Source organism: Litchfieldella rifensis, from assembly GCF_042646605.1.
Lineage (GTDB): Bacteria > Pseudomonadota > Gammaproteobacteria > Pseudomonadales > Halomonadaceae > Litchfieldella > Litchfieldella rifensis.
The window spans coordinates 203,430-229,489 of sequence record NZ_JBHRUG010000009.1; the positions used below are offsets into that span (position 1 = coordinate 203,430).

Sequence of the window (26,060 nt, forward strand, 5' to 3'; positions counted from 1 at the left end):
ACGATGGACAGCAAGAGCCGGGAAGAAGAAAAACGGCACATGATGGATTCACGGATGCCGGAAGATTACGAGCATCCCGAGCCGGACGAGGAGCAGCCCGAGGCCAGGAATCCTCCCTCCCACCTACATCGGATCCTGCCGATCGTGATCGTACTGGTGCTCGTGGCCGGCCTGATCTTTCACTACCTGGGCCGCACCTGAGACCGTTCATCCTCTGATGCCGGGCCATGCAAGTGGCCCGGCTTTCATATTCGGGCCGCCACTTTCACCGTTGTCCTGGCACGGCTGCCCAATGCTTTCGTTTGCGGGCCTTTTGGTTAAGATATCCGCTTATTCATGGACAAGCGTGCCGCCGAGATGCCTGACTTCGCCTCCGCGATCCCGGTCGATGGCACCCCACGCCAAGTGGGGTTCGTACTGTTGCCCGGGTTTTCGCTGTTGGCCCAGGCGTGTGCCTTGGAACCGCTGGCCATCGCCAATCACCTCGGCGGGAGGCGCTTGTATACGCCATCCACCTTCGGCCTCGATGGCCGCAGCGTGCGAAGCGCTGCCGAGTTGTCGCTGGCACCCGAGACCCCCATCGGCGAGGAGGGTCGGGAGCTGGACATGCTATTGGTCTGTGCACCGTCCCCGCTGCCGGCGATCGACCAGAGTGGGCTTGGCCAGTGGTTGAAGCGCCTGGCCGGCCGTGGCGTGGCCCTGGGTGGCATCGCCGGCGGGGCCGAAGTGCTGGCGCGGGCCGGGGTGCTGGATGGCTACCGCGCGACCCTGCCCTGGCAGCGCTTCGATGCCGTGGCACGCGACTACCCGCGGATCAATCTTTCGCACCAGCTGTTCGAGATCGACCGCGACCGGCTGACCTGTGGTGGCGGCACCGCGGCCATGGACATGGTGATGACGCTGATCGGCATGCACCACGGCCAGCGCCTGGCCGAGCGGGTCTCCGAGCACTTCGTCTGCGAACGCATCCGCATGGCCGACGAACCCCAGCACGTGCCGCTGCGCTCGCGCCTGGGCCATGCGCCGCAGAGCCTGATCGATGCCGTGGTGTTGATGGAAGCCAATATCGAGGAACCGCTGACCACCCATGAGCTGGCCGAGCACCTGGGCATTTCGCGCCGTCAGCTCGAGCGGTTGTTCAAGAAGTACCTGCAGGCGGTGCCTAGCCGCTACTACCTCGACCTGCGCCTGCAGCAGGCGCGCAAGCTGCTGCGCGAGAGCGACCAGCCGGTCGGTGACATCGCGCTGCTGACCGGTTTTTCCTCCGGTGCGCACTTCTCCACCGCCTACCGCAACCATTTCGGCATGACACCGCGGGAAGAGCGGCTGATTTGAGGTGTCGGGCCCAGGCGATTTGGCCGAAATTGTCCGATGATGAGCCGTGGCGCGCCTCGGTGTGCGACGATGCAGCCTTTATCCTGGCGACTCCTTCCCTTGTTCGGAGACCGTCCTCATGCGTACCGCACTGCTGCTAGTCGATGTTCAGGCATCCTTTCCTGCTCGTGACTACTGGGATGAGAGGCTGGCCATGCCTTGGCGTGAGCACCAGCGCACATTGCTCGATGCTGCCGGCGCAGCGGATATTCCAGTGGTTCGTATTCTCCACGAAGCGCCGGGGAGCGATGGTCCGTTCGATCCCGCTCATGGCCTGGTTCGTCCATTGGCAGGCTTCGAGGACGCTTGTCACGTGACCTTCCACAAGCGTGCGCACAACGCCTTTACCGATACGGCGCTGGAAGACTGGCTGCGTGAGCACGGCATCGAAAAGCTGGCCATCAGTGGCATTCGTACCGAACAATGCTGCGAGACCACGACTCGTGTTGCTGCCGATCTCGGTTTCGGGGTCGATTTCGTCAGTGAAGCGACGCTGACCTTCCCCATGACTCGCCACGGCCGGACCTGGCCCGCCGAGGAGATTCGCGCGCGGACCGAACTGGTGCTGGAAGAGCGCTTCGCACGTATTGTCGATGTGGCCACGCTGGCTGGGGAATGGCGTCGCGATGCCGTTTGAACCCGCTGAGCCGATGCTGAAGATCGGTGTGTTGATGCTACCCGGTCAGGTGCCACTGGACCTGATCGGGCCGCTGCAGGTGCTGCAGAGCGCTGAGCGTATCGCCGGTGGACTGTCGATACGCTATTTCGGTCCGAGCCCCTCCCTCGACTGGCTGGGGCCGCTGGTGCTGTCGGGTATCGAGCCGTTGCCGCGGCCGCTGGGTCGGCTCGACCTGCTGCTGGTGCCCGGACAATATCGTAGCGGCATTGATCCGTTGTTACAGCGCGCCTGCGCCGAATGGCTGCGTGAACAGGCAGCCTGCGCCGAGACCGTCATGAGTGTCTGCTCGGGAACGCTGTTGCTGGCCGAGGCCGGTTTGCTTGGCGGACGACGCTGCACGACCCATCACACCTTGCAGGAGCGACTGACCGAGCTGGCGCCCACGGCTCATGTGCAAGGTGACTGTATCTTCATCGAGGACGGCCCCTACCTGACCAGTGCCGGCATCTCCACTGGCATCGACACCATGCTGCACTGGTTGACACGTCGCTGTGGTCATCGAGTGGCGCTGTCGGTGGCCCGCGAGATGGTCCTGTACCTTCGCCGCAGCGGTCATGAGCCGCAACTGGGCATCTGGCTGGAGGGCCGCAACCATGTCGATGCGCGTATCCATCGCTTGCAGGATGCGCTGGGCTCACGTTTGAAGCACCCTTGGTCGCTGCCGGCGATGGCAGCCGAAGCGGCGATGAGTGAGCGACACCTGCGCCGCCGCTTCAAGTCACTGACGGGGATGGCGCTGGGCGAATACGTGACCCGGCTGCGGCTGCAACTGGCTCGACAGCTGATGAGCGAAACCGACTGGAGCCTGGCGCGAATTGCCGAGGAGGTGGGGATGGGAGAGGATCGCCAGTTGCGGCGTGCCTGGCAGCGCTTCGAGCCTGGATCGCCACAGGCCTGGCGGCGAGCCCATTGTGGGTTAAATGCCCCGAACGGCTTGTCAACGTCAGGTTCGGTTCCGGGACGGCGCTGATTTTCTCGCCAGCAGCGCGCGGAACAGCGAGCCCATCATCACCGGCTCGTTGCGCTCGATGACGAAGCCGGCACCGCTCAGCAGCGGCCCTGCCTGGCGGGTGATATCGGTAGCGATGGCGGTGGTCAGCAGGTTGAGTGCACGCCGCCCCCACCCCGTGCGACGGTCATCTGGCTGAAACTTGTCCATCACGCACAATTGACCGTCATCGACGAGCACGCGATGCGCTTCGGCCAGCCCCAGCTCGGGGCGTGGCATCACTGACACGATCAAGTGCATGATCACCACATCGAAGTGGTCGTCGGGATAGTCGAGGCACTCGGCGTCCATCACCCGGGCGGTGGCATCGAAACCGAGACCATCGGCTCGGTCGCGGAAACGTCTGACCATGGCCGGAGCGAGGTCGATGCCGTGCAGTTCGATATCGCGTGGCATATAGGGCAGGTCGAGTCCGGTACCGACGCCGACGATCAACACCCGCTGCCCCGCATGCCAGTCCACCGCCCCGAGTGAGCGACGCCGCGCTCGACGAAGGGGGCGATCGGCGACGAGGTCGTAGCCCGGAGCATAGAGGGTATAGCGCAGGCGATTCCACGTCGTGGTGTTGAGCATGAAGCCATCTCCCGTGAGCGCCGGTGACGCTCCAATAGCACCACAGTATCGGTCCGGGAGATGACATTGCCACGCTTTTCTAGAGAGGCTCACGCCATGGTATCGACGACGCCGCCCTCGACACGCAGCGCGGCGCCGGCACTCGCTAGCCCCTGGGCGATGGAAAAACCAATGCCGGCGGTGGATCCTGTGACGATAGCGTGCTTGCCGGATAGGTCGATACGCATGGGAACACTCCTGCTGCCTTGGCGGTTTTCCGGCATCGTCATGCCGGGATCAAATGACAAGCCTGCTAACGAGATGGGGCGAACGACGATAAACTCAAGTCGTTTTTTCCATAAAGTTCTTGATCACTTTTCTATACAGCCCTCAGCCGCTTTTCATAATTCGTCGTCCCATTGCTGAAAGCCCGGCTTGACGTTGGCCCCTATACTCGGTTGATCAGCCGACCCCACCGGATGGAGAGGAATATGACCCATACCCCGATTCGCAGCGATTTCGATCAGTACATGACGCCCAACTATGCCCCGCAGAAGGTGATTCCGGTTCGCGGTGAGGGCAGCCGACTGTGGGACCAGGAAGGGCGCGAGTATATCGACTTCGCCGGCGGTATCGCCGTCAATGCCCTGGGTCATTGTCATCCGGTGCTGGTCGATGCCCTGAAGGAGCAGGCCGACAAGCTGTGGCATCTGTCCAATGTCTATACCAACGAACCCGCCCTGAGGCTCGCCAAGTCGCTGGTCGAACGCACCTTCGCCGACAAGGTGTTCATGTGCTCCTCGGGCGGCGAAGCCAATGAAGCGGCGCTCAAGCTCGCGCGCCGCTATGCCCACGATCACCACGGTGAGCACAAGGACAAGATCATCTCCTTCCGCCAGTCCTTCCACGGGCGGACGTTCTTCACCGTGAGCGTCGGCGGGCAGCCCAAGTACTCTCAAGGGTTCGGCCCGGTGCCGGGCGGTATCCTGCACGCCGAGTTCAACGATCTCGACAGCGTGCGTGAACTGGTCGGCGACGACACCTGCGCGATCATGGTCGAGCCGATGCAGGGCGAGGGCGGCATCGTGCCGGCCACCCCCGAGTTCCTCGAGGGGCTGCGCGAGCTGTGCGACAAGCACCAGGCGCTGTTGATCTTCGACGAGGTTCAGACCGGCGTGGGCCGCAGCGGCAAGCTCTATGCCTATATGCACTATGGGGTGACCCCGGACATCCTGACCAGCGCCAAGTCGCTGGGCGGCGGCTTCCCGGTCGGCGCCATGCTGACCACCGACAGGGTGGCACCGTCGCTGGCCATCGGCACCCACGGCTCCACCTATGGCGGCAATGCCCTGGCCTCGGCCGTGGCCCTGGCCGCCGTGACGCATATCGATACCCCCGAGGTGCTCGAAGGCGTGCAGAAGCGCCACGAGCTGTTCCGCGAGCACCTGGAAGCCATCAATCGCAAGCATGGCGTGTTCCAGGAGATCCGCGGCATGGGGCTGCTGATCGGCGCCCAGATGTCGCCTGCGTACGAAGGCCGGGCCAAGGACATCCTGCCGCTGGCCATCGCGGAAGGCCTGATGGCGCTGATTGCCGGGCCGAATGTGCTGCGCATGGCGCCGTCGCTGGTGATCCCCGAAGCCGACATCCATGAAGGCATGGCTCGCCTCGAGCGTGCCATCGACAAGCTCGTCGCCCAGGCATGAGCGCGTCCATGAACGAGGGCTCCCAGGAACCGACAACGAGAGGGCACGCCATGCTGGTCGTTCGTCCCGCCAGGCCGGCGGATCTGCCGGCCCTGGAGCGCCTGGCCACCACCGCCACCCCGCGCCTGACCAACCTGCCGGCGCATCGCGACCGTCTCGAGGAGCGCATCACGCGCTCCCAGCGCTCCTTCAGCCGCGAGATCGATTTTCCTGGCGACGAGCACTACACCTTCGTGCTCGAGGATCGCGAACGCAACGAGGTAGTGGGAACCGCCACCATCCGCGCCCAGGCCGGCGCCCAGGACGCGTACTATACCTATCGTCAGGAAACGCTGATCCACGCTTCGCAGCAGCTCAACGTGCGCCGCGAGGTGCAGACCCTGTCGCTGTCGCACGAGGTGTCCGAGGCGACGCTGCTGTGCGCGCTGTCGTTGAACGACCGCTACAAGGGCACCAGCGCCGAGAGCCTGCTGCGCCGTTCACGACTGATGTTCATCGCCCAGTATCCCGAGCGCTTTGCGGAGATCCTGGCGGTGGCCTTCCCGGGGTATCTCGACAGCGAGGGAGAGTCGCCGTTCTGGAACAGCGTGGGGAGGCACTTCTTCGTACGCGGCTATCAGGACATCAACCACCTGGCCGGGGTGCGTTCGAAGAGCTTCATCGCCGAGGTGATGCCGCAGTTTCCGCTTTACCTGCCGCTGCTTACTCCTCAGGCGCGCTCGGCCATCGGCCGTGAACACCCGGATCACGAGCACGCCCTGGAAGAGATGCTCGCCGAGGGCTTCGTTCGTTCACGCCACGTGGATATCTTCGATGCTGGCCCGGTGGTCAAGGGTGAGCTCGAGCGCCTCGAAACCTTCCGCCACGCCAGTTGGCATCCGGTGCGGATTCGCCCGGCGCATTCGCTGCCCGACGCCGAACCGGCGATGGTCGCCAACCAGAAGCTCGGCGATTTCCGCTGCGTGGTGGCCCGCTATGCGCTATCACCGACCGGCCAGTTGATGCTCTCGCCGGAACATGCCGAGATCCTCGGCGTGGAGGAGGGACGCGCCGTGTTGGCCGCGCCGCTGGCACTGCCCGCCGCCGAAGATTCACTCGACGAGGGAGAACTGTGATGCGCATTCGTCCGATTGCCCGCGGCGACTTGGACGGGCTGCAGGTCCTGGCCCAACAGACCGGCGTCGGTTTCACCTCGTTGCCCGACAACCGCGACTTCCTGGCCAGCAAGATCGAGTCCGCTGCGCGCGCCTTCGAGGAGCGCACCCCGGTGGACGATCGCCTGTACTTCTTCGTGCTGGAAGACGAGACCAACGGCGAGCTGGCCGGCTGCTGTGCCATCGAGGGTCAGGTGGGACGCGAGGTGCCGTTCTATCATTACCGCCTGGGGACCCTGGCACACTCCTCGGTGCAACTCGACCTGCACCGCACCATCGACACCCTGTTCCTGAGCTCGGATCACACCGGCGATGCCGAGGTCGCCTCGCTATACCTGCGTCCGGAATACCGCAAGCATCGCAACGGGGCGATACTGTCCAAGGCCCGCTGGCTGTTCATGGCCCAGTTCCGCGATCGTTTTCCCAACAAGGTGCTGGCCGAGATGCGCGGCGTGTTCAATGAGCAGGGGGTAAGCCCGTTCTGGGAGTGCCTGGGGAGCCATTTCTTCCCCATGGACTTCAACGAGGCCGACCGCCTGACCGGCATGGGGCAGAAGAGCTTCATCGGCGAGCTGATGCCCAAGTTCCCGATCTACACCACCTTCCTCAGCGAGGAAGCGCGAGCCTGCATCGGCCAGGTCCACGAGGACACGCGCCCGGCGCTGGAGATGCTCAAGAAGGAAGGCCTGCGCTGGGAAGGCTATGTCGACATCTTCGACGGCGGCCCCACCGTGGAGGCCTATATCGATGACGTGCGCGCGGTGCGCAATTCGCGGCTGTGCAAGGTCGAGATAACGGCCGAGGCCGAGCACGGCGAGCGGCCTACCTGGCTGGTCGCGACTACCGGGATGCTTGATTTCCGGGCCACCTGGGTCGGCCGCGGCCCCGGTGTCGACGACGTCATCACCCTGACCGAGGAGGAGGCGCGACGGCTCGACGTCGCCGCGGGCGATTCCCTCCGCATACTGGAAACCTAGGAGAGTTTATGAATGCCAAGCAGCAACTGCTGATCGGCGGCGCCTGGGTCGACGGCGAAGCGGAGACGTTCGCCAAGACCGACCCGGTATCCGGTGAACCCCTGTGGCAGGCCAAGGCCGCCAGCCCCGCCCAGGTCGAGGCCGCCGTGGCCGCGGCCCGCCAGGCCTTTCCCGCCTGGGCACGCAAGCCCTTCGCCGAGCGTCAGGCCATCGTCGAGCGTTTCCGCGGGGTACTGGAAAGCCATCGTGAAGACCTGGCGCGGGCCATCGCCCACGAGACCGGCAAGCCACTGTGGGAAGCGCGCACCGAGGTGGGGGCGATGATCGGCAAGGTGGCGATTTCCATCACCGCCTATCATGAACGCACCGGCGAGCGGGAACGCGACGTCGGCGGGGCGAAAGCCGTCCTGCGTCATCGCCCGCACGGCGTGATGGCAGTCTTCGGCCCCTACAACTTCCCGGGCCACCTGCCCAATGGGCACATGGTTCCGGCATTGCTGGCCGGCAATACCGTTGTCTTCAAGCCTAGTGAACAGACCCCGCTGACCGCCGACCTCACGCTGCAATGTTGGCGCGAGGCCGGCTTGCCCGAGGGCGTGATCAACCTGGTGCAGGGTGCCGCCCCCGTCGGCCAAGCACTGGCCGGGGCCGCCGACATCGACGGCCTGCTGTTCACCGGTAGCCCCAAGGTCGGCGGCATTCTACATCGCCAGCTCGCCGGCGATGTTGACAAGATCCTGGCGCTGGAGATGGGCGGCAACAACCCGCTGGTGGTCAAGGACGTGCACGACGAGGATGCGGCGGTGTTGACCATCCTGCAGTCGGCGTTCCTGTCCGGTGGCCAGCGCTGTACCTGTGCCCGGCGCCTGATGGTGCCACAAGGCGCGGTGGGGGATCGTCTGATCGAGGCGCTGGTCACGGCCATCGACAGGCTGCATGTGGCCGGCCAATTCGACGAACCTGCCCCGTTCTATGGCGGGCTGGTCGGTGTCCAGGCGACCGATGGCCTGCTCAAGGCCCAAGCGGACCTCGAGGCCATGGGGGGCACGGTGCTGTCGCGTATGCGGCGTCTCAAGGAGGGAACCAGCCTGCTGTCGCCCGCGCTGATCGATGTGACCGGGCTGGAAATTCCCGATGAGGAGCATTTCGGCCCGCTGCTCAAGGTGCACCGTTACGCTGACTGGGACGAGGCCATCCGGCTCGCCAACGATACCCGCTACGGCCTCTCCGCCGGGTTGATCGGTGGCGAGCGAGCCGACTGGGACGACTTCCTGTTGCGTATTCGCGCGGGGATCGTCAACTGGAACCGCCAGACCACCGGTGCTTCCAGCGATGCCCCCTTCGGCGGGGTGGGCGAGAGCGGCAACCATCGCCCCAGTGCCTACTATGCAGCGGACTATTGTGCCTATCCGGTGGCGTCCATGGAGGCCGACGATCTGGCCCTGCCCGATAATCTGCCGCCGGGGGTGGTGCTGTGAGCAACGTCCGCGAAGTCAATTTCGATGGCCTGGTAGGCCCCACGCACAACTACTCGGGTCTGGCCCACGGCAATGTGGCCTCGATGAGCCACGAAGGCCTGATTTCGAACCCCAAGGAGGGCGCGCTGCAGGGGCTGGCCAAGATGAAGTCGCTGCTCGATGCTGGCTTCGCCCAGGGCGTGCTGCCACCCCAGCAGCGTCCCGATCTCGGTGCGCTGCGGGCCTTGGGCTTCTCCGGCAGCAACGCCGAGGTCCTCGCCCGTGCCGCCACGGAGGCCCCGCAGATCCTGCGTGCGGTGTGTTCGGCCTCCAGCATGTGGACGGCCAACGCCGGCACCGTGACACCGAGCGTCGATGCCCCGGATGGCCGGGTTCACTTCACTCCCGCCAACCTGCAGTCTAGCTTCCATCGCTACTTGGAGCCGGAGACCACCGCGCGGGTACTGGCGGCAATCTTCCATGACCAGGCCCACTTCGCCCATCATCCGGTGCTGCCGGCGACCCCGGCGTTTTCCGACGAGGGCGCCGCCAACCATACCCGGCTGTGCGCCGAGCATGGCGAGACCGGCGTGCATCTGTTCGTCTATGGCCGCCAGGCATTTGGCGGCACGCTGGAGCCCAAGCGTTTCCCGGCTCGCCAGACCCTGGAAGCCAGCCAGGCGGTGGCGCGCCAGCACGGCCTGAACGAGGGGCAGACGGTGTTCGCCCAGCAGCACCCGGAGGCCATCGACGCCGGAGTGTTCCACAACGACGTGATCGCCGTCGGCAATGGCCCGGTGCTGCTCTACCACCAGATGGCTTTCCTCGATGAGCAACAGACCCTCGACGAGTTGCGTCGGAAGATGGCCACACCCTTGATCCCGGTGCGGGTGCCGGTCGAGGCGGTGAGCATGGAAGATGCCGTGTCCTCGTACCTGTTCAACTCGCAGCTGCTCTCCCAGCCGGATGGCTCCATGACCCTGGTGGTGCCCGGCGAGTGCCAGGAGAACAAGGCGGTCTGGCGTACCGTCCAGGACCTGCTGCTGGCCGGTGCCAACCCGATCTCCGAGGTGTTGGTCAAGGACGTCAAGCAGAGCATGCGCAACGGCGGCGGTCCCGCCTGCCTGCGCCTGCGGGTAGCGCTCAGCGAAGCCGAACGCAGCGCGCTCTCCGGGCGGGTGCTGCTCGACGAAGCGCTTTACGGTGAACTCACCGCCTGGGTCGAGCGTCACTACCGCGATCGTCTGGCCCCCGCCGATCTCGCCGACCCGCAATTGGCGGAAGAGACGCTGACCGCACTCGACGAACTGACCCGGATTCTCCGCATCGGTAACGTCTATCCGTTCCAGTTGGGGTAAGGGCGGTCGACACGTCAGAGCAAGTGTGAGGAAATGAATCGGCCCGCCATCAGGCGGGCCGGTTTATCTATCGGGTACATCCGCGTGAACCATTCCCTGGAAATTCTTCGCCTGACCGCCGACTCCCCGTATGTCGCGACCATCGCCGAGTGGCAGTACGAGCAGTGGGGGTACCTGCATCCCGGTGAGACCCTCGCCGTGTGGCGTGGGTCACTGGAGGCACACTGCGGCTCCCGGGGCGTGCCCTCGGTCTTCGTTGCGCTCTGCGACACGCGTCCCGTGGGAACGGCGAGCCTCGTCGAGGACGATATGGGCGAGCGTCTCCAGTTGACCCCCTGGCTGGCCTCGGTGTTCGTCGTGCCCGAATGGCGTGGGCAGGGGATCGCCTCGCGTCTCGTCAAACGGGTCGAGCGCGAGGCGCGTGACGTCGGTTTTGCGCACTGCCACCTGTTCACCCCGGACCAGCAGGGGCTCTATCGCCGGCTGGGGTGGCAGGACCATGAAGTGCTCACCTATCGCGGCGAGGACGTGACCATCATGACTCGTCTGCTGATCGGCAGCTCGGCCTGAACGTTCACGGCGTCCGGCTCAACCGCCGGAAGCGGTGCCACCGACGACCCCACCACGCAACCCGTCGCGCTTGAGATGCTGTGACACCACGTCTTCCGGCGATCCGGCCATTTCGCGGAACATGCCCATCGAGCCGAGCAGGGCGGAGGACTCGTAGGGCACGAACACCCGTTCGCCATCCTGGGCCATGGTCGGCAGGGCCTTGATGTAGCTCTGGCCCAGCAGGTAGCCGACCACGGTGCGCTTGTTCTCCTCGCTGTCGCCGATGGCATTGAGTACCAGCTTGATCGATTCCTGCTCGCCCTGGGCGCGCAGGATGGCGGATTCCTTGTCGCCCTGGGCATTGAGGATCGCCGACTCGCGCTGGCCCTGGGCCTTGGCGATGGCGGCGGCCTTCTCGCCCTCGGCTTCGGTGACGGTGGCGCGGCGCTTGCGCTCGGCGGCCATCTGCAGGCGCATGGCTTCTTCCACCTCGCCGGGCATGGCGATGTCCTGCACCTCCACCCGCGAGATCTTCACTCCCCACTTGGAGGCAGGCTCCTCCATGGCCGCCTGGATCTCGTTGTTGACCTCGGCGCGCGATTCGAACAGCTTGTCGAGTTCCATCTTGCCGACCACCGAGCGCAGCGTGGTCTTGGCCAGGATCTCGACGGCCTGGCTCATGTTCTCGACCTCATAGACGGCGCGCTTGGGATCGATTACCTGAAAATACAACGCGCCGTTGATCGTGACGGTGACGTTGTCGGTGGTGACCACCGGCTGACCGGGGAAGTCCATCACCGTCTCGCGGCGATCGATGCGCATCTCGCTGCTGGTGATCGGGTGATATTCTTCGCCGAGCCTCTTGTAGCGGATCATGGTGATGGCGCGGGGCTGCTCGATGAACGGGATGATGATGTTGATGCCGCTCTCCAGCACCCGATTGAACGAGCCCAGCCGCTCGATGACCATGACTTCCGACTGGCGCACGATCACCATCCCCTTGACGATGATCAGGATGCCGATGACGACGACGATCAGGCTGAGGATCAGCCCTGGGCTGACAGGAAATTCCATGTTCACTGCTCCTTTTGCGATGCCAGTGTGACGATGGCCGTGGTGCCATCGAATTTCTGGAAGATGACCGGGGTGTTCTCCGACAGCTCGGTCGTTGCGGTTTCCGCGACTCTGAGACGGTAGAAGTCGCCATTGATCACGATGCCGGTGGCACCATCGAAATCGCGCTTGAGGGTGCGATATTCCCGTCCCTTCTCCACCCCGGTGCCGGTGGTGCCGTAGGCCACCCCGTGCGGCGAGAACCGGGGGCGAATCACCTTGATCGCCAGCGGGATCAGCAAGCCGGCAAACACGCCGAAACCCAGCAGTTGCCAGGGCAGTGTCAGCTCCAGGTAGGCCAGTAACGCGGTCAAGGCGGCGGCGACGGCCAAGGCGAGCAGCACCATCGCGCCTGAGGTCAGTTCCGCCAGCCCCAGCAGCAGGGCGATGGCGAGCCAGGTATGGGCCAGGGTCCAGTCCATGGGATCTCCGAGTCGGAAGGTATCAGCGTTCGGGCAGGTCGGTCTGGCGGCGAACCTCGCCGTTCTCGTCGCGAATGGTGCCGGGGCGGTACTGGTCGTTGTTGCCGCCGGTATCTTGCGGCACGCCCCACACGGTTTCGCGGCTGCCGTCGGGATAGGTATTGACGGTGCAGCCCGTTATCGCGATGGCGAGGAGCAGCATGGCAGACAGGATGACGAGGGGTCGTAGACGTCGCGGCATCGAGGAGATCCTGTTCGAGATCGGTGGTCGTGAGTCGATGATCTCAGGAAATCGTCCGCCTGCCCATGCTTATAGCAGGTGACCGCTAATGAAACATGGGCGGCAGGCTCAAGAGCGATTGGCGGCTCACTCCTGCAACACATAGGTACCGGGAGCATCGCCCAAGGGAGGGTAGTGTGTTGAGCCCAACTCGGGAGGAGATGTCTTGGGCCCCGAATGGTCCGCCAGCCAGGCCTGCCAGGCCGGCCACCATGAACCCTGGTTGACCGGGGTGCGCGCCAGCCAGAGGTCGGGATCCACATAGGCATCGTGGCCGTGCATCGTGCTCATGCGGTAGTGCCGCCTCGTTCGCTCCGGGGGGCTGACGATACCGGCGTTGTGTCCGCCACTGGTGAGCAGGAAGGTCAGCTCATCCGTATCGGCCAGCAAGTGGATCTTGTAGATGGAGCGCCATGGCGCCACATGGTCCCGTTCGGTACCCACGGCAAAGATGGGCACCCGGATAGCGTTTATCGCGACCGGCTTGTTGTCGACCGAAAAGCGCCCTTCGGCGAAGTCGTTGTTCAGGAACAACCGCCGCAGGTACTCCGAATGCATGCGATACGGCATCCGGGTGGCATCGGCATTCCAGGCCATGAGGTCGTTCATGGGCTGGCGCTCTCCCAACAAATAGCTGTTGACCATGCGTGACCAGATCAGGTCGTTCGAACGCAGCAATTGAAAGGCCCCGGCCATCTGTTTCGTGTCGAGTACTCCCTGTGACCACATCACGTCTTCCAGGAAAGCGAGCTGCTTGTCATCGATGAACAGCATCAGTTCCCCGGCCTCACGGAAATCGGTCTGGGCGGCGAACATGGTGAGGGAGGCCAGGCGTTCGTCGCCATCCCGTGCCATGGCGGCTGCCGCAATGGCGAGCAGGGTGCCGCCGAGACAGTACCCCACGGCATGGACCTTCGAATCGGGCACCACCTCGCCGATCACCTCCAGGCTATCCATGATGCCTTGGCGACGATAGTCGTCCAGCTCCAGGTTGCGGTCCTCGCCCGTGGGATTGCGCCAGGAAATCATGAACACGGTATGTCCCTGATCCACCAGATACTTGACCAGGGAATTGGGCGGTGAAAGGTCCAGGATGTAGTGCTTCATGATCCAGGCCGGGATGATCAACACGGGCTCCGCATGGACTTGCGACGTCGTGGGAGCATACTGGATCAGCTCCATCAAGTGATTGCGAAAGACCACCTTCCCCGGCGTGATGCCGACATTGTCGCCCACGACGTAGTCCTCGGCCCCGGCGGGTTTCTTGCCGAGCATGTTGCGCTGCCAGTCATCGACAAGGTGATGCCAGCCCTGGATCAGGTTGGTACCGCCACTATTGACGGTCTTGCCCAGTACCTGGGGATTGGTGAGCAGAAAGTTCGACGGGGCCCACATGTCCAGCCACTGTCGCGCGCCGAACTCGAGCGCCTGCTCATGATGGGGGGACAACCCGCGCAAGCCGGTGGTGGCATTGAACCACCACTGCTGGTGCAGCAGAAATCCCTGATAGATGACGTTATAGGGAAACAATTGCCAGGACTCGTGCCGGAAACGACGGTCCTGCGGCAGAGGCTCGATGCAAGGCTCGGCGTCGGGTTCGAAGGCCGATCGCGCCGTCCAGGCGGATAACCGGAACTGCTTCTTGAGGGCCTTCTGGATCAGCGACATCTGCTTGCCCGGCGACACGGCGAGGCTGGAGAGCCAGTCCACATAGGTCAGCATGACCGCCGCCGGTGAAATGTTATTCGTCAGCTGCGCCAGCGATGCCCGTATCATGCGGTCGGCATTCTCGTTCTGGCCATCGTCCAGGAACATCTCGCTGTCCTCCCTATCCCTATGGCTGGTGGTCGACTTCGCCCGCGCTGGATGATGGTGTCACGGTCGTCTCCGTGTTGCGGGGCACCTGATCCCCGTCATCGGCTCCTTCACTGGCCAGCGAAAGGCGCGACGGTTCAGCGCCTTCGGGATGGGGCAGGATGGGGGGAAATTCCTCGGCCGTGAGCGTCTCGCGCTCGAGCAGCAGGGTGGCCCCGGCATGCAGGTCCGCCAGACGTTCTCCGAGAGTTTGCGTGGCTCGTGTGAAGGCCTCGTCGACGAGCTTGAGTACGGCGAGGTCGATTTCCCGCGCTGTGGCCTCGGAATACTGCTTGGGACGGGCGACGCCGTAGACATCGCCCAGGAAGGCTTGTCGCTCCTCCTCGTAGACGACCTGGACATCGCCATCCGCCATGCCGAACTGGGTGACCATACGCCGGGCGATATCGGTGACCTTGGTCAGGTCGTCGGCGGCGCCGGTGGATACCTCCTCGAAGATCAGCCTCTCGGCGGCCCGTCCGCCCATCAGTACGGCCATGCGGTTCTTGAGGTCCGCGGTGGTTTGCAGGAAACGATCTTCCGTCGGCCGCTGGATGGTGTAGCCCAGTGCTCCCACACCGCGCGGAATGATCGACACCTTGTGCACCGGATCCATGCCCGGCAGCGAGGCGGCGACCAGGGCATGCCCCATCTCGTGATAGGCCACCACCTTGCGCTCCTGGGGGTTGAGCAGCCGGCTCTTCTTTTCCAGCCCGGCCACGATGCGCTCGATGGCATTGGTGAAGTCCGTCATGCCGACCGTCTCGGCGTCGCGCCGCGTGGCCAGCAGCGCCGCCTCGTTGACCAGGTTGGCGAGATCGGCTCCGGTGAAGCCTGGGGTCAGCGAGGCGATGTGGTCCAGGTCGACATCGGGGGCGAGCTGGCTGATCCTGCCGATATGCACCTTGAGAATGGCGATGCGCCCTTGGCGCTCGGGCCGGTCGACCAGCACCTGGCGGTCGAAACGTCCCGCGCGCAGCAGTGCCGGATCCAGGATCTCCGGCCGGTTGGTGGCCGCGAGCAACACGATGCCCGACGAGGGATCGAAGCCATCGAGTTCGGTCAGCAATTGGTTGAGGGTCTGCTCCTTCTCATCGTGCCCGCCGCCGGGCATGCCGGCGCCACGTGCCCGGCCCAAGGCGTCCAGTTCGTCGATAAAGATGATGCATGGCTTGGCCTTGGCAGCCTGCTCGAACAGGTCCCGGACCCGGGCGGCGCCGACACCGACGAACATCTCGACGAATTCCGAGCCTGAAATGGAGAAGAATGGCACCCCGGCTTCCCCCGCCACGGCACGGGCCAGCAGCGTCTTGCCGGTACCCGGCGGGCCGACCAGTAGGATGCCCTTGGGAATCCGTGCTCCGAGTCGGCCATAGCGCTGCGGATCGCGCAGGAACTCCACGACTTCCTGAAGCTCGCGCTTGGCTTCGTCGACACCGGCGACATCGTCGAACGTCACCTTGGTGGCGGTCTCCACGTATACCTTGGCCTTGGACTTGCCCAGCGTCATCATGCCGCCCAGTCCCGAGCCGCTGGTCATGCGGCGAATCAGGAAGGACCAGATCACGAAGAAGATCAGGATCGGCAGCACCCAGGACAGGATGGTGGCGAAGAAGGTGTTCTCTACGCTGCCGTCGTAGGCGACATCGTAGCGTGCCAGCTCCTCGGCCAGGCCGGGATCGATGCGATTGGTGGTGAAGGCGGTGCGCCCATCGGGTTGTGGCGACGTGAAGGTGCCGGTAATGCGCTCGGTGCCGACCTTGACCTCGGCGATCCGGCCAGCCTCCAGCAGCCGGGTAAATTCCGAATAAGGGATCGGTTCGACGGAGTGCCAGCTGTGATAGGCATTCTGAAACGCCATGAACAACAGAACGGCAGCGAACACGTACAGCACATTGAACTGATGCTTCTTGTCCACGGGAGACCTCGCACTCGGTGTCATCGAGGGAACGAGCCGCGCAAGCGGGGCAGGCCACTTCATTCAGTGGTTCCGTTACTTTAGCCCAGGAATGGCGAGGCATGACTTGCGCCACATCAAGGAAAGTCGGCGTAAGTCTTGTCGGGGGATAGTGTTTTCACTGCGTCTCAGACGGGGAGTAGGTGTAGCGTCCTGAAGGGTCTTCCTCGGTGGCACGTTCGAGTGTGGTGCGAATGCGTTCGACACCCAGTCGCGCGAGCATTGCCCAGGGACCGAGCGCGAAATTCAGCCCCAGGCGCATGGCAGTATCCATGTCGTCGGCGCTGGCGATGCCTTCGTTCAAGGCGAAGCGGGCCTCGTTGATCAGCATGGCGGCGACGCGCAGCACGATCAGCCCCGGCCGATCGGCGACCTCGACAAGGTGCACGCCCCGGCCGGCGGCGGCCTTTACCAAGCGCTCTCGATCGGCTGAATCGACGCCGTGGGTGGCGAAGGCCAGGGTGGTCGGTCGGTCGTTGGCCCAGGGACACAAGGCCGTATCGAGGACGGCCACCGGCTGCCCCAGCTCAGCGGCGAGTTCGGTCGCGGTGCGGCCATCGGTGACCTGGTACTGTCCCGGCACCTCGGCCTGCAGGTCGGCGATCAGCGCCTCGGGTCCGGTCACGCCGGCCGGTGTGGTGTTGTCCGCTGCGCCAGTGTGGTCGTCACTGTCATAGCGATAGAACCCCACGCCGCTCTTGCGTCCCAACTGGCCGGCCGCGACCTTATCGGCCACCAGCGGTGACGGACGAAAGCGGGGATGGTGGTCGAAGGCCTGCCAGACGGTCTCGGTGGCACGCAGGTTGATATCGAGCCCCACCAGATCGATCAGCTCGAACGGGCCGAGCGGAAAGCCGCCGCCACTCTTCAGGCAGGCGTCGATGGTCGCTGCCGCGGCGGCCCCATGTTCCAGCAACCACAGCGCCTCGCTGTAGAAGGGCCGCGCGCAGCGGTTGACGATGAAGCCGGGACTGTCGCTGACGGCGACGGGGGTCTTGCCCAGCGAGCGGGCGAAGTCGTGCAGTGCCCGTTGTGTGGTCTGCGCCGTGGCGTCAGCGCTGACCACTTCGACCAGCTTCATCGCGGTGGGCGGGTTGAAGAAGTGCAGGCCGGCAAAGCGCTGAGGGGTGTGCAGCTCGGCGGCGATCTCGCCGACCGATAGCGACGAGGTATTGGTACACAGTAGGGCATCGGCGCGGCAGAGCGTCTCCAGTTCGGCGAACAGGGCACGCTTGACGGCAAGATCCTCGACGATCGCCTCCACCACCAGGTCGGCCTCGCTGAGCTCCGCGAGCGAGTCGGCCACGCTGACGCGGGAAAGCGCCGCGTCGGCGTCCCCGGTCGTCATTCGCCCCTTGGCGACCCGTCTGTCCAGCGCCTGGGCGATCCGCTGCCGCGCGCGCTCGGCGGCGCCGTCCTGCACGTCGTAGAGCCAGGTGGTGTAACCCTGCTGGGCACAGAGCTGGGCGATGCCTTGGCCCATGGTGCCGGCGCCGATGACGGCAATGTTGGCGATCGGCATGGTCATGCTCCGCGAAAGGTCGGTGAGCGCTTGTCGCGAAAGGCGGCGATACCCTCCGCCTTGTCGTCGGTGGCGAGCAGCAGTTCGAAGGAGCGGCGTCCCAGCTCGAAGGCGGCCTGATGCGGGGTTTCGGTGGCCGCCAGCACCGCCTGCTTGGCGAGCCGCTGGGCCAGTGGCGGCCCTTTGGCGAGCAAGGCCGCGGTGGCCAGTGCCGTGTCCAGCGCTTCGCCATGGGCACAGCATTGCGAGGCCAGCCCCCAGTCGTGGGCCTCACGGCCCGTGATGCGCTCGCCGGTAAGCACCAGGTGCATGGCGCGTGCCTTGCCCAGGGTGATGGCCAGGCGCTGCAGGCCGCCGGCACCGGGAATCAGTCCCAGTCGAATCTCCGGCTGGCCCAGTTGGGCATCGTCGGCGACCACCAGCAGGTCGGCACACAGTGCCAGCTCGCAGCCGCCCCCCAGGCAGTAGCCCTCCACGGCGGCGATCAACGGCTTGGGAAAGCGCTGTATGCGCTGCCAGTGGCCTAGACGAGGATCGCCCGGGCCGTCGCCGGCGGATCGTTCGGCCAACTCGTTGATGTCGGCGCCCGCGGCGAAGTGGTCATCCGCACCATGGATCACCACGCAGCGTACCGTCTCGTCTTGTGCGGCCTGGTCGAGAGTATCGGCCAGTGCCGCGAGTAAGTCGCTGTTCAGTGCGTTGCGCACCGCGGGCCGGTTGAGGGTGAGTCTAACCACTCCCGCATCGTGCCGGGTCTCGAGAAGATCGGTCATGGGCCACCTCGGCGCCGGATAGGTTCAGGTGGATATGTCTCGAGCGTATGGCGCGAAATCTGAATGTTCAAGCTTAAAATTTTAAGCTTGAAGTATTCTGGAAGAGCGCCTAGCTTGAGTCATAATGCAACCATCGAGTGATTCGCGATGAGGATAGCCTGTCTCGGCGGCGGTCCCGCTGGCCTTTATTTCGCCATCAGCATGAAACGGCGCGACCCGTCTCATGAGATCGTGGTGATCGAGCGCAACCGCCCGGACGATACCTTCGGTTGGGGTGTGGTGCTCTCGGACGAGACGCTCGACAACCTGGCGCGCAACGATACCGCCAGCGCCGAGCGTATTCGCGAGCACTTCGCCTACTGGGACGACATCGCCGTGATCCACCGGGGGGTGAAGACGGTCTCCACCGGCCACGGTTTTTGTGGTATCGGACGCCGACAACTACTGATCCTGCTGCAACAGCGGGCCCGCGAGCTGGGCGTGGAGCTGCGCTTCGAGACGCCCATCGAAGAGGACGACATCGACGCCTACCGTCGCGAATTCGACCTGGTGATCGCCGCCGACGGAATCAATTCGAAGACGCGTGAACGCTATCGGGAACACTTCAAACCCGATATCGACACACGTGCCTGCAAATTCGTGTGGCTCGGCACTCACCAGACCTTCAACGACGCCTTCACCTTCATCTTCGAGCACACCGAACACGGCTGGGTATGGGCGCACGCCTACCAGTTCGATGCCGATACCGCGACCTTCATCGTCGAATGCAGTGAGGACACCTGGCGCAGGTTCGGTTTCGGCGAGATGAGCCAGCAGGAATCGATCGCCATCTGCGAGCGGATCTTCGCCCGCCACCTCGACGGTCATTCGCTGATGAGCAATGCCCGGCATATTCGCGGCTCGGCGTGGATCAATTTCCCGCGCGTGCTGTGCGAGCGCTGGAGTTTTGAGAACGTGGTGCTGATGGGGGATGCCGCCGCCACCGCGCATTTCTCGATCGGCTCCGGCACCAAGCTGGCGCTGGAGAGCGCCATCGCTCTGGCCGACTACCTGCATAGCGAGCCGAACATGGCGGATGCCTTCTCCCGTTACGAAGACGAGCGGCGCCTGGAGGTACTGCGCCTGCAGTCGGCGGCACGCAACTCCACCGAATGGTTCGAGCAGGTCGAGCGTTACCTGGATTTCGACCCGGTGCAGTTCAACTACTCGCTGCTGACGCGTTCGCAACGCATCAGCCACGAGAACCTGCGCCTGCGCGACCCCGAATGGCTGGCCAGTGCCGAACGCTGGTTCCAGGTGCAGGCCGGCAACCCCGGCAGCGACCGCGCTCCGATGTTCGCACCCTTCGCACTGCGTGGCCTCAAGCTCGCCAACCGCGTGGTGGTGTCGCCGATGGCGCAGTACAAGGCCGTCGACGGTTGCCCCACCGACTGGCACTTCGTGCACTACGCCGAGCGCGCCAAGGGCGGCGCTGGTCTGGTCTACATCGAGATGACCTGCGTTAGCCCGGAAGGCCGCATCACTCCGGGCTGCACCGGCTTCTACGCCCCCGAACACGAGATCGCCTGGAAGCGGCTGTGCGACTTCGTGCACGCCGAAACGCCGGCCAAGCTGTGCGCACAGATCGGCCACTCCGGGCCGAAGGGCTCGACCCAGCTCGGCTGGCAGGAGATGGATGCACCGCTGCCGGACGGCAACTGGCCGGTGATGGCCGCCTCCGCCGTGCCTTGGTCCGAGCGCAATCAGGTGCCCAAGCCCATGGATCGCGACGACATGGACCGCGTCCGAGAGCAGTTCATCGCTGCAGCACGGATGGCCGATCGCGCCGGTTTCGACATGCTCGAGATCCATGCCGCCCACGGTTACCTGTTGTCGTCGTTCATCTCGCCATTGACCAACCATCGCGACGACGAGTACGGCGGCTCACTGGACAACCGTTTGCGCTATCCGCTGGAGGTGTTTCACGCCGTGCGCGAGGCATGGCCCGACGACAAGCCGATCTCGATGCGTATCTCGGCCAACGATTGGGTGGGCGAGGAAGGCGTGACCCCGGCGGAGGCGGTGGAGATCGCCCGACGTCTCAAGGCAGCCGGTGTCGATATCTGCGACGTTTCAGCGGGGCAGACCTCGACCCGTGCGCGGCCGGTATACGGGCGCATGTTCCAGACCCCGTTCTCCGACCGTATCCGTAACGAAATCGGCATGGCGACCATTGCGGTGGGCAATATCTACGACGTCGACCACGTCAATTCGATCCTGATGGCCGGGCGTGCCGACCTGGTGTGTCTGGCGCGCCCGCACCTGGCCGATCCCTATTGGACCCTGCATGCCGCGGCGCGGCTGGGCGATCGCGGCGTGAGCTGGCCGAAGCCCTATCTCGCCGGCCGCGACCAGCTCTACCGGCTGGCCGAACGCAACGAAGGACTCGTCTGAATGGATACCCTGCACGACAAACGCGTCCTGATCACCGGTGGCGGCTCCGGCATCGGCGCCGACATGGCGCTGGGCTTCGCTGAGGCCGGCGCCCGGGTCACCATCGTCGGGCGTCGCCGAGAGGCGTTGGAACAGGTGGCTGGGCAGCACGACAACATCGATGTGCAGGTGGCCGACGTGACCGATGAGGTTGCCATGCTGGCGCTGTTCGATGCGCTCGATGAGGTCGACGTGGTGATCGCCAACGCCGGTGCCGCCGACAGCGCCCCGCTGGAAAAGACCGACCTCGCCCATTGGCAGCGAATGCTCGACGTCAATCTCACCGGAACCTACCTGACATTGCGCGAGGGGCTGAAACATCTGTGTCCCGGTGGGCGCCTGCTGGCGGTCGCCTCTACCGCCGGACTCAAGGGCTACGCCTATGTCGGTGCCTACTGCGCGGCCAAGCACGGCGTGGTCGGGCTGGTCCGGGCGTTGGCCCAGGAGACTGCTCCGCGTGGCATCACCGTCAACGCGCTGTGTCCTGGTTTCACCGAGACGCCGCTGCTCGAGGCCAGCATCGACAGCATCGTCGACAAGACCGGTCGCACGACTGAGCAGGTACGAAAGCACTTCACTCGTACCAATCCCTCCGGGCGGTTGGTGCAGCCCGCCGACGTCACCGCCACGGCGTTGTGGCTGTGCGGACCCGGCAGCGATGCCATTACCGGCCAGGCGATTTCGATATCGGGAGGCGAGATTTGATGGGAGTCGAGGAGAAAATCCAGGCCATGAGTCCGCAAACCACCAGCAAGGAACGCCTGCGCCTGTGGCTGCGTATGCTGCGCGTGACGCGCCAGGTCGAGGCCGAATTGCGTGAGAAGTTGCGTGTGCAGTTCGATTCCACCCTGCCGCGTTTCGATGTGCTGGCCGCGCTGTACCGGCATGTGGAGGGCCTGAAGATGAACGAGCTGTCACGCCAGTTGATGGTCTCCAACGGCAATGTCACCGGCATCGTCAGCCGCCTGGTGGAGGATGGCTACATCGACCGTATCGCCATCGAGGGCGACCGCCGCGCCACTCGCGTGTGCCTGACCGAACGTGGCCGTGCCGCTTTTGCCGAGATGGCCGAGGCCCATGAGGCGTGGGTCAGCGAACTGTTCGACGGCGTCACCGAGGAGGACGCCCACCACATGGGCGAACTGCTGCACCGCCTGCCTGCCGAACCGGGAGCCGCACGATGAACATGGCAAGCCTTACCCCCGAGCATTTCCTGTGGCGCATGCAGGGTGACGTCGCCGTCATTCAACTCGCCCGTCCCGAGCGCAAGAATCCCCTGACCTTCGACAGCTATGCCGAACTGCGCGACACCTTCCGCGACCTGGCCTATGCCGACGACGTCAAGGCGGTGGTGTTCGCCGCCAATGGCGGCAACTTCAGCTCCGGCGGCGACGTGCACGACATCATCGGCCCGCTGGTGGAGCGGGACATGAAGGGTCTGCTGGCCTTCACCCGCATGACCGGTGACCTGGTCAAGGCGATGCTCAACTGCCGGAAACCGGTGATCGCCGCCGTCGATGGGGTGTGCGTGGGGGCAGGGGCGATCATCGCCATGGCCTCCGATATCCGCTTCGCCACGCCGGAAGCCAAGACCGCTTTCCTGTTCACCCGGGTAGGGCTAGCCGGGTGCGACATGGGCGCCTGCGCGATCCTGCCGCGCATCATCGGCCAAGGGCGTGCCGCTGATTTGCTCTACAGCGGCCGCAACATGAGAGCCGAGGAGGGGCTGGCCTGGGGCTTCTACAACCGCCTGGTCGAGGCCGGCAAGCTCGAGGACGAGGCCATCGCCTACGCCCAGCGCCTCTGCGAGGGGCCGACCTTCGCCCATGGCATCACCAAGACCCAGTTGAACCAGGAGTGGTCGATGAGCCTGGAACAGGCCCTGGAGGCCGAGGCCCAGGCCCAGGCGATCTGCATGCAGACCAAGGACTTCGAGCGCGCCTACCGGGCGTTCGTGGCCAAGCAGAAACCCGAGTTCGGAGGCGACTGATGAGCGATCGCAGCTTCCTGCAATGGCCCTTCTTCGAGGCCTCGCATCGCGAGTTGTCTGAACGCCTGGAAGCGTGGTGCACGGCGCACCTGCCAGTTCCCCATGCCGATGTGGACGCCACCTGCATCGGCCTGGTGCGTGCGCTCGGCGAGGCTGGTTTCCTGAACTACACGGCGGGGGAATCCATCGACGCGCGTTCGCTGTGCCTGCTGCGCGAGACCCTGGCACGCCACGACGGCCTGGCCGACTTCGCCTTCGCCATGCAGGGCTTGGGCACCGGGGCGATCAGCCTGTTCGGCAGCGAGCAGCAGAAGCGCTGGCTGGAGAGAACGCGCGGTGGTCAGGCGTTGGCAGCCTTCGCCCTGACCGAGCCACGCTCCGGCTCGGACGTCGCCCGGATCGAGACCAGCGCCACCCGCGATGGCGATCACTACGTGCTCAACGGCGAGAAGACCTGGATCTCCAATGGCGGGATCGCCGATGTTTATACCGTTTTTGCACGCACCGGCGAGGCGTCGGGCGCCAAGGGGCTGTCGGCATTCCTGGTGCCGGCAGACACCCCGGGGCTGGAGATCCGCGAACGCCTGGAAACCATCGCTCCGCACCCCCTGGCGCGACTGGGCTTCAACGATATGCGCCTGCCGCGCGAGAACCTGATCGGCGAGAGCGGGCAGGGCTTCAAGATCGCCATGTCGGTACTCGACGTGTTCCGTTCCACGGTGGGGGCGGCCGCGCTGGGTTTCGCGCGTCGCGCCCTGGACGAGTCGCTGGCCCGCTGCCGCGAACGCGAGCTGTTCGGCGGGCCGCTCGCCGATCTGCAACTGGTGCAGGGCCATCTCGCCGACATGGCGCTGGATGTGGATGCCGCCGCGTTGCTGGTCTATCGCGCCGCCTGGACCAAGGACCAGGGCGCCGAGCGGATCACCCGCGAAGCGGCCATGGCCAAGCTCTACGCCACCGACCGTGCCCAGCAGGTGATCGACAAGGCGGTGCAATTGCATGGCGGTGACGGGGTGCGCAAGGGCCATATCGTCGAGAGTCTGTATCGTGAGATCCGCGCGCTGCGTATCTACGAGGGGGCTTCCGAGGTGCAGAAGGTCATTATCGCGCGCAGTGCACTGGGAAACGCATGAATGAATGCTGGCGCAGCTCAATCGCTGACAACAACAACGTCTCTGACGATGGAGGCCCACGATGTCAGGAAAAACGGCCCATCTCGATACCTTCACCCGGGACAGCCTGCCGCCTCGCGACCAATGGCCCGAACTGAGGCTGGCGGGGTTCGACTATCCACCGCAACTCAACGCCGCCGTCGAGCTCAGTGACCGGCTGGTCGAACGCGGGTTCGGCGAGCGCATCGCGCTGATCGGCAACGACCGGCAACGCACCTATCGCGAACTGGCCGAGTGGACCAGCCAACTGGCCCATGCGCTGGTCGAGGACTATGGCGTGAAACCCGGCAACCGGGTGCTGATCCGTTCGGCCAACAACCCGGCGATGGTCGCTTGCTGGCTGGCGGCCACCAAGGCCGGTGCCGTGGTGGTCAATACCATGCCCATGCTGCGCGCCGGCGAGCTGGCGAAGATCGTCGACAAGGCCGAAATCAGCCATGCGTTGTGCGATACCCGGCTGCTCGACGAGTTGCATACATGTGCCGAAACCAGTCGCTACCTGACTCAGGTGATCGGCTTCGACGGCACCGCCAACCACGACGCCGAGCTCGATCGTGCCGCCCTGCACAAGCCGGCGACGTTCACCGCCGTGAATACCGCCCAGGACGACGTCGCCCTGCTCGCCTTCACCTCCGGTACCACTGGCCAGCCCAAGGCCACCATGCATTTTCACCGCGACCTGCTGATCATCGCCGACGGCTATGCCCGCGAGATTCTGCAGGTCACGCCGGACGACATCTTCGTCGGCTCGCCGCCGCTGGCCTTCACCTTCGGGTTGGGTGGGCTGGCGATCTTCCCGCTGCGTTTCGGCGCCACCGCCACGTTGCTGGAGAAGGCCTCGCCAGCCAACATGATCGACATCATCGAGACCTACCGGGCGACCGTTTCGTTTACGGCGCCCACGGCCTACCGTGGTATGTTGAAGGCGATGGACGAAGGTGCCGATCTGTCGAGCCTGCGTGTCGCGGTCTCCGCCGGCGAGACCTTGCCAGCTCCGGTCTATGAGGAGTGGAGGCAGAAAACCGGCAAGCTCATGCTCGACGGCATCGGCTCCACCGAGATGCTGCATATCTTCATTTCCAACCGGCTCGACGATGCCAGACCGGGATGCACCGGCAAACCGGTGGGGGGCTACGAGGCACGGGTCGTCGATCTGGAGATGCAGGAAGTGCCGGTGGGTCAAGTCGGCAGTTTGGCAGTGCGGGGACCTACCGGTTGCCGCTATCTGGCCGACGACCGTCAGCGCCAATACGTGCGCGATGGTTGGAACCTCACCGGCGACAGCTTCGTTCAGGACGAGCAGGGGTACTTTCACTTCGCCGCGCGCAGCGACGATATGATCGTCTCCGCGGGTTACAACATCGCCGGCCCGGAGGTGGAGGCGGCATTGCTGGCGCATGACGAGGTGCTGGAATGCGCCGTGGTCGGCGCGCCCGACGACGAGCGTGGCCAGATCGTCGAGGCGTTCGTCGTGCTGGCGCCGGGTGTGGTGGGTGACGAGGCGTGTGCCCAACGTCTGCAGGGCTTCGTCAAGCAGAGCCTGGCACCCTACAAGTACCCGCGCTCGGTGCGTTTCATCGATGAGCTGCCCAAGACGGCAACCGGCAAGATCCAGCGCTTCCGCCTCAAGCAGGCGTACCATCCCGCTGCCGCCAATGGCCAGGCATGACGCCAACCACAACGAGAT

The 26,060-nt window shown here is 64.8% G+C and carries 25 protein-coding genes; 16 read left to right on the plus strand and 9 right to left on the minus strand.

The features are described from left to right. The first annotated feature begins 3 nt into the window (after positions 1-3). The 4 genes from ACFOEV_RS04495 (at position 4) to ACFOEV_RS04510 (ending at position 3,023) form a co-directional block, all read left to right on the plus strand. Positions 4-201, plus strand: a complete 198-nt coding sequence (locus tag ACFOEV_RS04495; protein WP_386771938.1) for a hypothetical protein — start codon at positions 4-6, stop codon at positions 199-201. Positions 202-357: 156 nt separating this feature from the next. Further along, entirely contained in the window at positions 358-1,335 is a 978-nt protein-coding gene (locus ACFOEV_RS04500) for a GlxA family transcriptional regulator (RefSeq protein ID WP_386771989.1), read from the plus strand. A gap of 118 nt (positions 1,336-1,453) precedes the next feature. Continuing rightward, positions 1,454-2,011 carry an isochorismatase family protein gene (locus ACFOEV_RS04505; RefSeq protein WP_386771939.1) on the plus strand — a complete coding sequence of 186 codons (558 nt, stop codon included), beginning with the start codon at positions 1,454-1,456 and terminating at the stop codon, positions 2,009-2,011. After that, positions 2,001-3,023 carry a GlxA family transcriptional regulator gene (locus ACFOEV_RS04510; protein ID WP_386771940.1) on the plus strand — a complete coding sequence of 341 codons (1,023 nt, stop codon included), beginning with the start codon at positions 2,001-2,003 and terminating at the stop codon, positions 3,021-3,023. Before ACFOEV_RS04505 ends, ACFOEV_RS04510 begins: the two co-directional genes overlap by 11 nt. Here the strand turns inward: ACFOEV_RS04510 and ACFOEV_RS04515 are convergent. Continuing rightward, positions 2,997-3,635, minus strand: a complete 639-nt coding sequence (locus tag ACFOEV_RS04515; RefSeq protein WP_386771941.1) for a class I SAM-dependent methyltransferase — start codon at positions 3,633-3,635, stop codon at positions 2,997-2,999. The two genes, ACFOEV_RS04510 and ACFOEV_RS04515, sit on opposite strands and share 27 nt — an antisense overlap. Positions 3,636-3,724: 89 nt before the next feature. Further along, positions 3,725-3,862 (minus strand): hypothetical protein, encoded by a 138-nt coding sequence (locus ACFOEV_RS04520; protein WP_386771942.1) that lies wholly within the window; start codon positions 3,860-3,862, stop codon positions 3,725-3,727. 243 nt (positions 3,863-4,105) lie between these two features. Here ACFOEV_RS04520 and ACFOEV_RS04525 point away from each other — a divergent pair, with 243 nt between their 5' ends. The 6 genes from ACFOEV_RS04525 (at position 4,106) to ACFOEV_RS04550 (ending at position 10,836) form a co-directional block, all read left to right on the plus strand. Then, complete coding sequence (locus ACFOEV_RS04525; protein ID WP_386771943.1) at positions 4,106-5,320, plus strand: aspartate aminotransferase family protein; 1,215 nt, start codon at positions 4,106-4,108, stop codon at positions 5,318-5,320. Positions 5,321-5,370: 50 nt separating this feature from the next. Further along, positions 5,371-6,435: an arginine N-succinyltransferase gene (locus tag ACFOEV_RS04530; RefSeq protein ID WP_386771990.1), complete on the plus strand. Its 1,065-nt coding sequence runs from the start codon at positions 5,371-5,373 to the stop codon at positions 6,433-6,435. Beyond that, the gene (gene astA / locus ACFOEV_RS04535; RefSeq protein WP_386771944.1) at positions 6,435-7,451 is read left to right on the plus strand and encodes an arginine N-succinyltransferase; all 1,017 of its coding nucleotides are present in this window, start codon (positions 6,435-6,437) and stop codon (positions 7,449-7,451) included. The genes ACFOEV_RS04530 and astA overlap by 1 nt, the downstream gene beginning before the upstream one ends. Before the next feature lie 8 nt (positions 7,452-7,459). Continuing rightward, positions 7,460-8,929, plus strand: a complete 1,470-nt coding sequence (astD, locus tag ACFOEV_RS04540) for a succinylglutamate-semialdehyde dehydrogenase (protein ID WP_386771945.1) — start codon at positions 7,460-7,462, stop codon at positions 8,927-8,929. Continuing rightward, positions 8,926-10,266 carry an N-succinylarginine dihydrolase gene (gene astB, locus ACFOEV_RS04545; RefSeq protein WP_386771946.1) on the plus strand — a complete coding sequence of 447 codons (1,341 nt, stop codon included), beginning with the start codon at positions 8,926-8,928 and terminating at the stop codon, positions 10,264-10,266. Before astD ends, astB begins: the two co-directional genes overlap by 4 nt. 84 nt (positions 10,267-10,350) lie before the next feature. Continuing rightward, positions 10,351-10,836, plus strand: a complete 486-nt coding sequence (locus ACFOEV_RS04550) for a GNAT family N-acetyltransferase (protein WP_386771947.1) — start codon at positions 10,351-10,353, stop codon at positions 10,834-10,836. 18 nt (positions 10,837-10,854) lie between these two features. Here the strand turns inward: ACFOEV_RS04550 and ACFOEV_RS04555 are convergent, their stop codons facing one another. The 7 genes from ACFOEV_RS04555 to ACFOEV_RS04585 all read right to left on the minus strand — a co-directional run bounded on the left by ACFOEV_RS04555 (position 10,855) and on the right by ACFOEV_RS04585 (position 18,739). Further along, positions 10,855-11,892 carry an SPFH domain-containing protein gene (locus ACFOEV_RS04555; RefSeq protein ID WP_386771948.1) on the minus strand — a complete coding sequence of 346 codons (1,038 nt, stop codon included), beginning with the start codon at positions 11,890-11,892 and terminating at the stop codon, positions 10,855-10,857. Between the two features lie 2 nt (positions 11,893-11,894). After that, the gene (locus tag ACFOEV_RS04560) at positions 11,895-12,353 is read right to left on the minus strand and encodes a nodulation efficiency, NfeD-like protein (RefSeq protein WP_386771949.1); all 459 of its coding nucleotides are present in this window, start codon (positions 12,351-12,353) and stop codon (positions 11,895-11,897) included. A gap of 22 nt (positions 12,354-12,375) precedes the next feature. Next, positions 12,376-12,594, minus strand: coding sequence for a hypothetical protein (locus ACFOEV_RS04565; protein ID WP_386771950.1), 219 nt, complete (start codon positions 12,592-12,594; stop codon positions 12,376-12,378). Between the two features lie 126 nt (positions 12,595-12,720). After that, complete coding sequence (locus tag ACFOEV_RS04570; protein ID WP_386771951.1) at positions 12,721-14,448, minus strand: PHA/PHB synthase family protein; 1,728 nt, start codon at positions 14,446-14,448, stop codon at positions 12,721-12,723. 19 nt (positions 14,449-14,467) lie between these two features. Then, on the minus strand, positions 14,468-16,405 hold the full coding sequence (gene ftsH, locus ACFOEV_RS04575; RefSeq protein ID WP_386771952.1) for an ATP-dependent zinc metalloprotease FtsH: 1,938 nt from the start codon (positions 16,403-16,405) through the stop codon (positions 14,468-14,470). A 157-nt stretch (positions 16,406-16,562) separates the two neighbouring features. Continuing rightward, the gene (locus tag ACFOEV_RS04580) at positions 16,563-17,966 is read right to left on the minus strand and encodes a 3-hydroxyacyl-CoA dehydrogenase NAD-binding domain-containing protein (protein ID WP_386771953.1); all 1,404 of its coding nucleotides are present in this window, start codon (positions 17,964-17,966) and stop codon (positions 16,563-16,565) included. A gap of 2 nt (positions 17,967-17,968) precedes the next feature. Beyond that, positions 17,969-18,739 (minus strand): enoyl-CoA hydratase-related protein, encoded by a 771-nt coding sequence (locus ACFOEV_RS04585; protein ID WP_386771954.1) that lies wholly within the window; start codon positions 18,737-18,739, stop codon positions 17,969-17,971. 147 nt (positions 18,740-18,886) lie between these two features. On the opposite strand from ACFOEV_RS04585, the gene ACFOEV_RS04590 reads away from it, so the two are divergent. From ACFOEV_RS04590 to ACFOEV_RS04615, 6 genes are all read left to right on the plus strand, one after another. Then, positions 18,887-21,172, plus strand: coding sequence for a bifunctional salicylyl-CoA 5-hydroxylase/oxidoreductase (locus tag ACFOEV_RS04590; protein ID WP_386771955.1), 2,286 nt, complete (start codon positions 18,887-18,889; stop codon positions 21,170-21,172). After that, the gene (locus ACFOEV_RS04595; RefSeq protein WP_386771956.1) at positions 21,173-21,916 is read left to right on the plus strand and encodes an SDR family NAD(P)-dependent oxidoreductase; all 744 of its coding nucleotides are present in this window, start codon (positions 21,173-21,175) and stop codon (positions 21,914-21,916) included. 26 nt (positions 21,917-21,942) lie between these two features. Further along, entirely contained in the window at positions 21,943-22,395 is a 453-nt protein-coding gene (locus ACFOEV_RS04600; RefSeq protein ID WP_386771957.1) for a MarR family winged helix-turn-helix transcriptional regulator, read from the plus strand. Further along, on the plus strand, positions 22,392-23,201 hold the full coding sequence (locus ACFOEV_RS04605; protein ID WP_386771958.1) for an enoyl-CoA hydratase family protein: 810 nt from the start codon (positions 22,392-22,394) through the stop codon (positions 23,199-23,201). Before ACFOEV_RS04600 ends, ACFOEV_RS04605 begins: the two co-directional genes overlap by 4 nt. After that, positions 23,201-24,334, plus strand: a complete 1,134-nt coding sequence (locus ACFOEV_RS04610) for an acyl-CoA dehydrogenase family protein (RefSeq protein ID WP_386771959.1) — start codon at positions 23,201-23,203, stop codon at positions 24,332-24,334. Before ACFOEV_RS04605 ends, ACFOEV_RS04610 begins: the two co-directional genes overlap by 1 nt. Positions 24,335-24,395: 61 nt before the next feature. Beyond that, positions 24,396-26,042, plus strand: a complete 1,647-nt coding sequence (locus ACFOEV_RS04615; protein WP_386771960.1) for a benzoate-CoA ligase family protein — start codon at positions 24,396-24,398, stop codon at positions 26,040-26,042. Positions 26,043-26,060 lie beyond the last annotated feature (18 nt).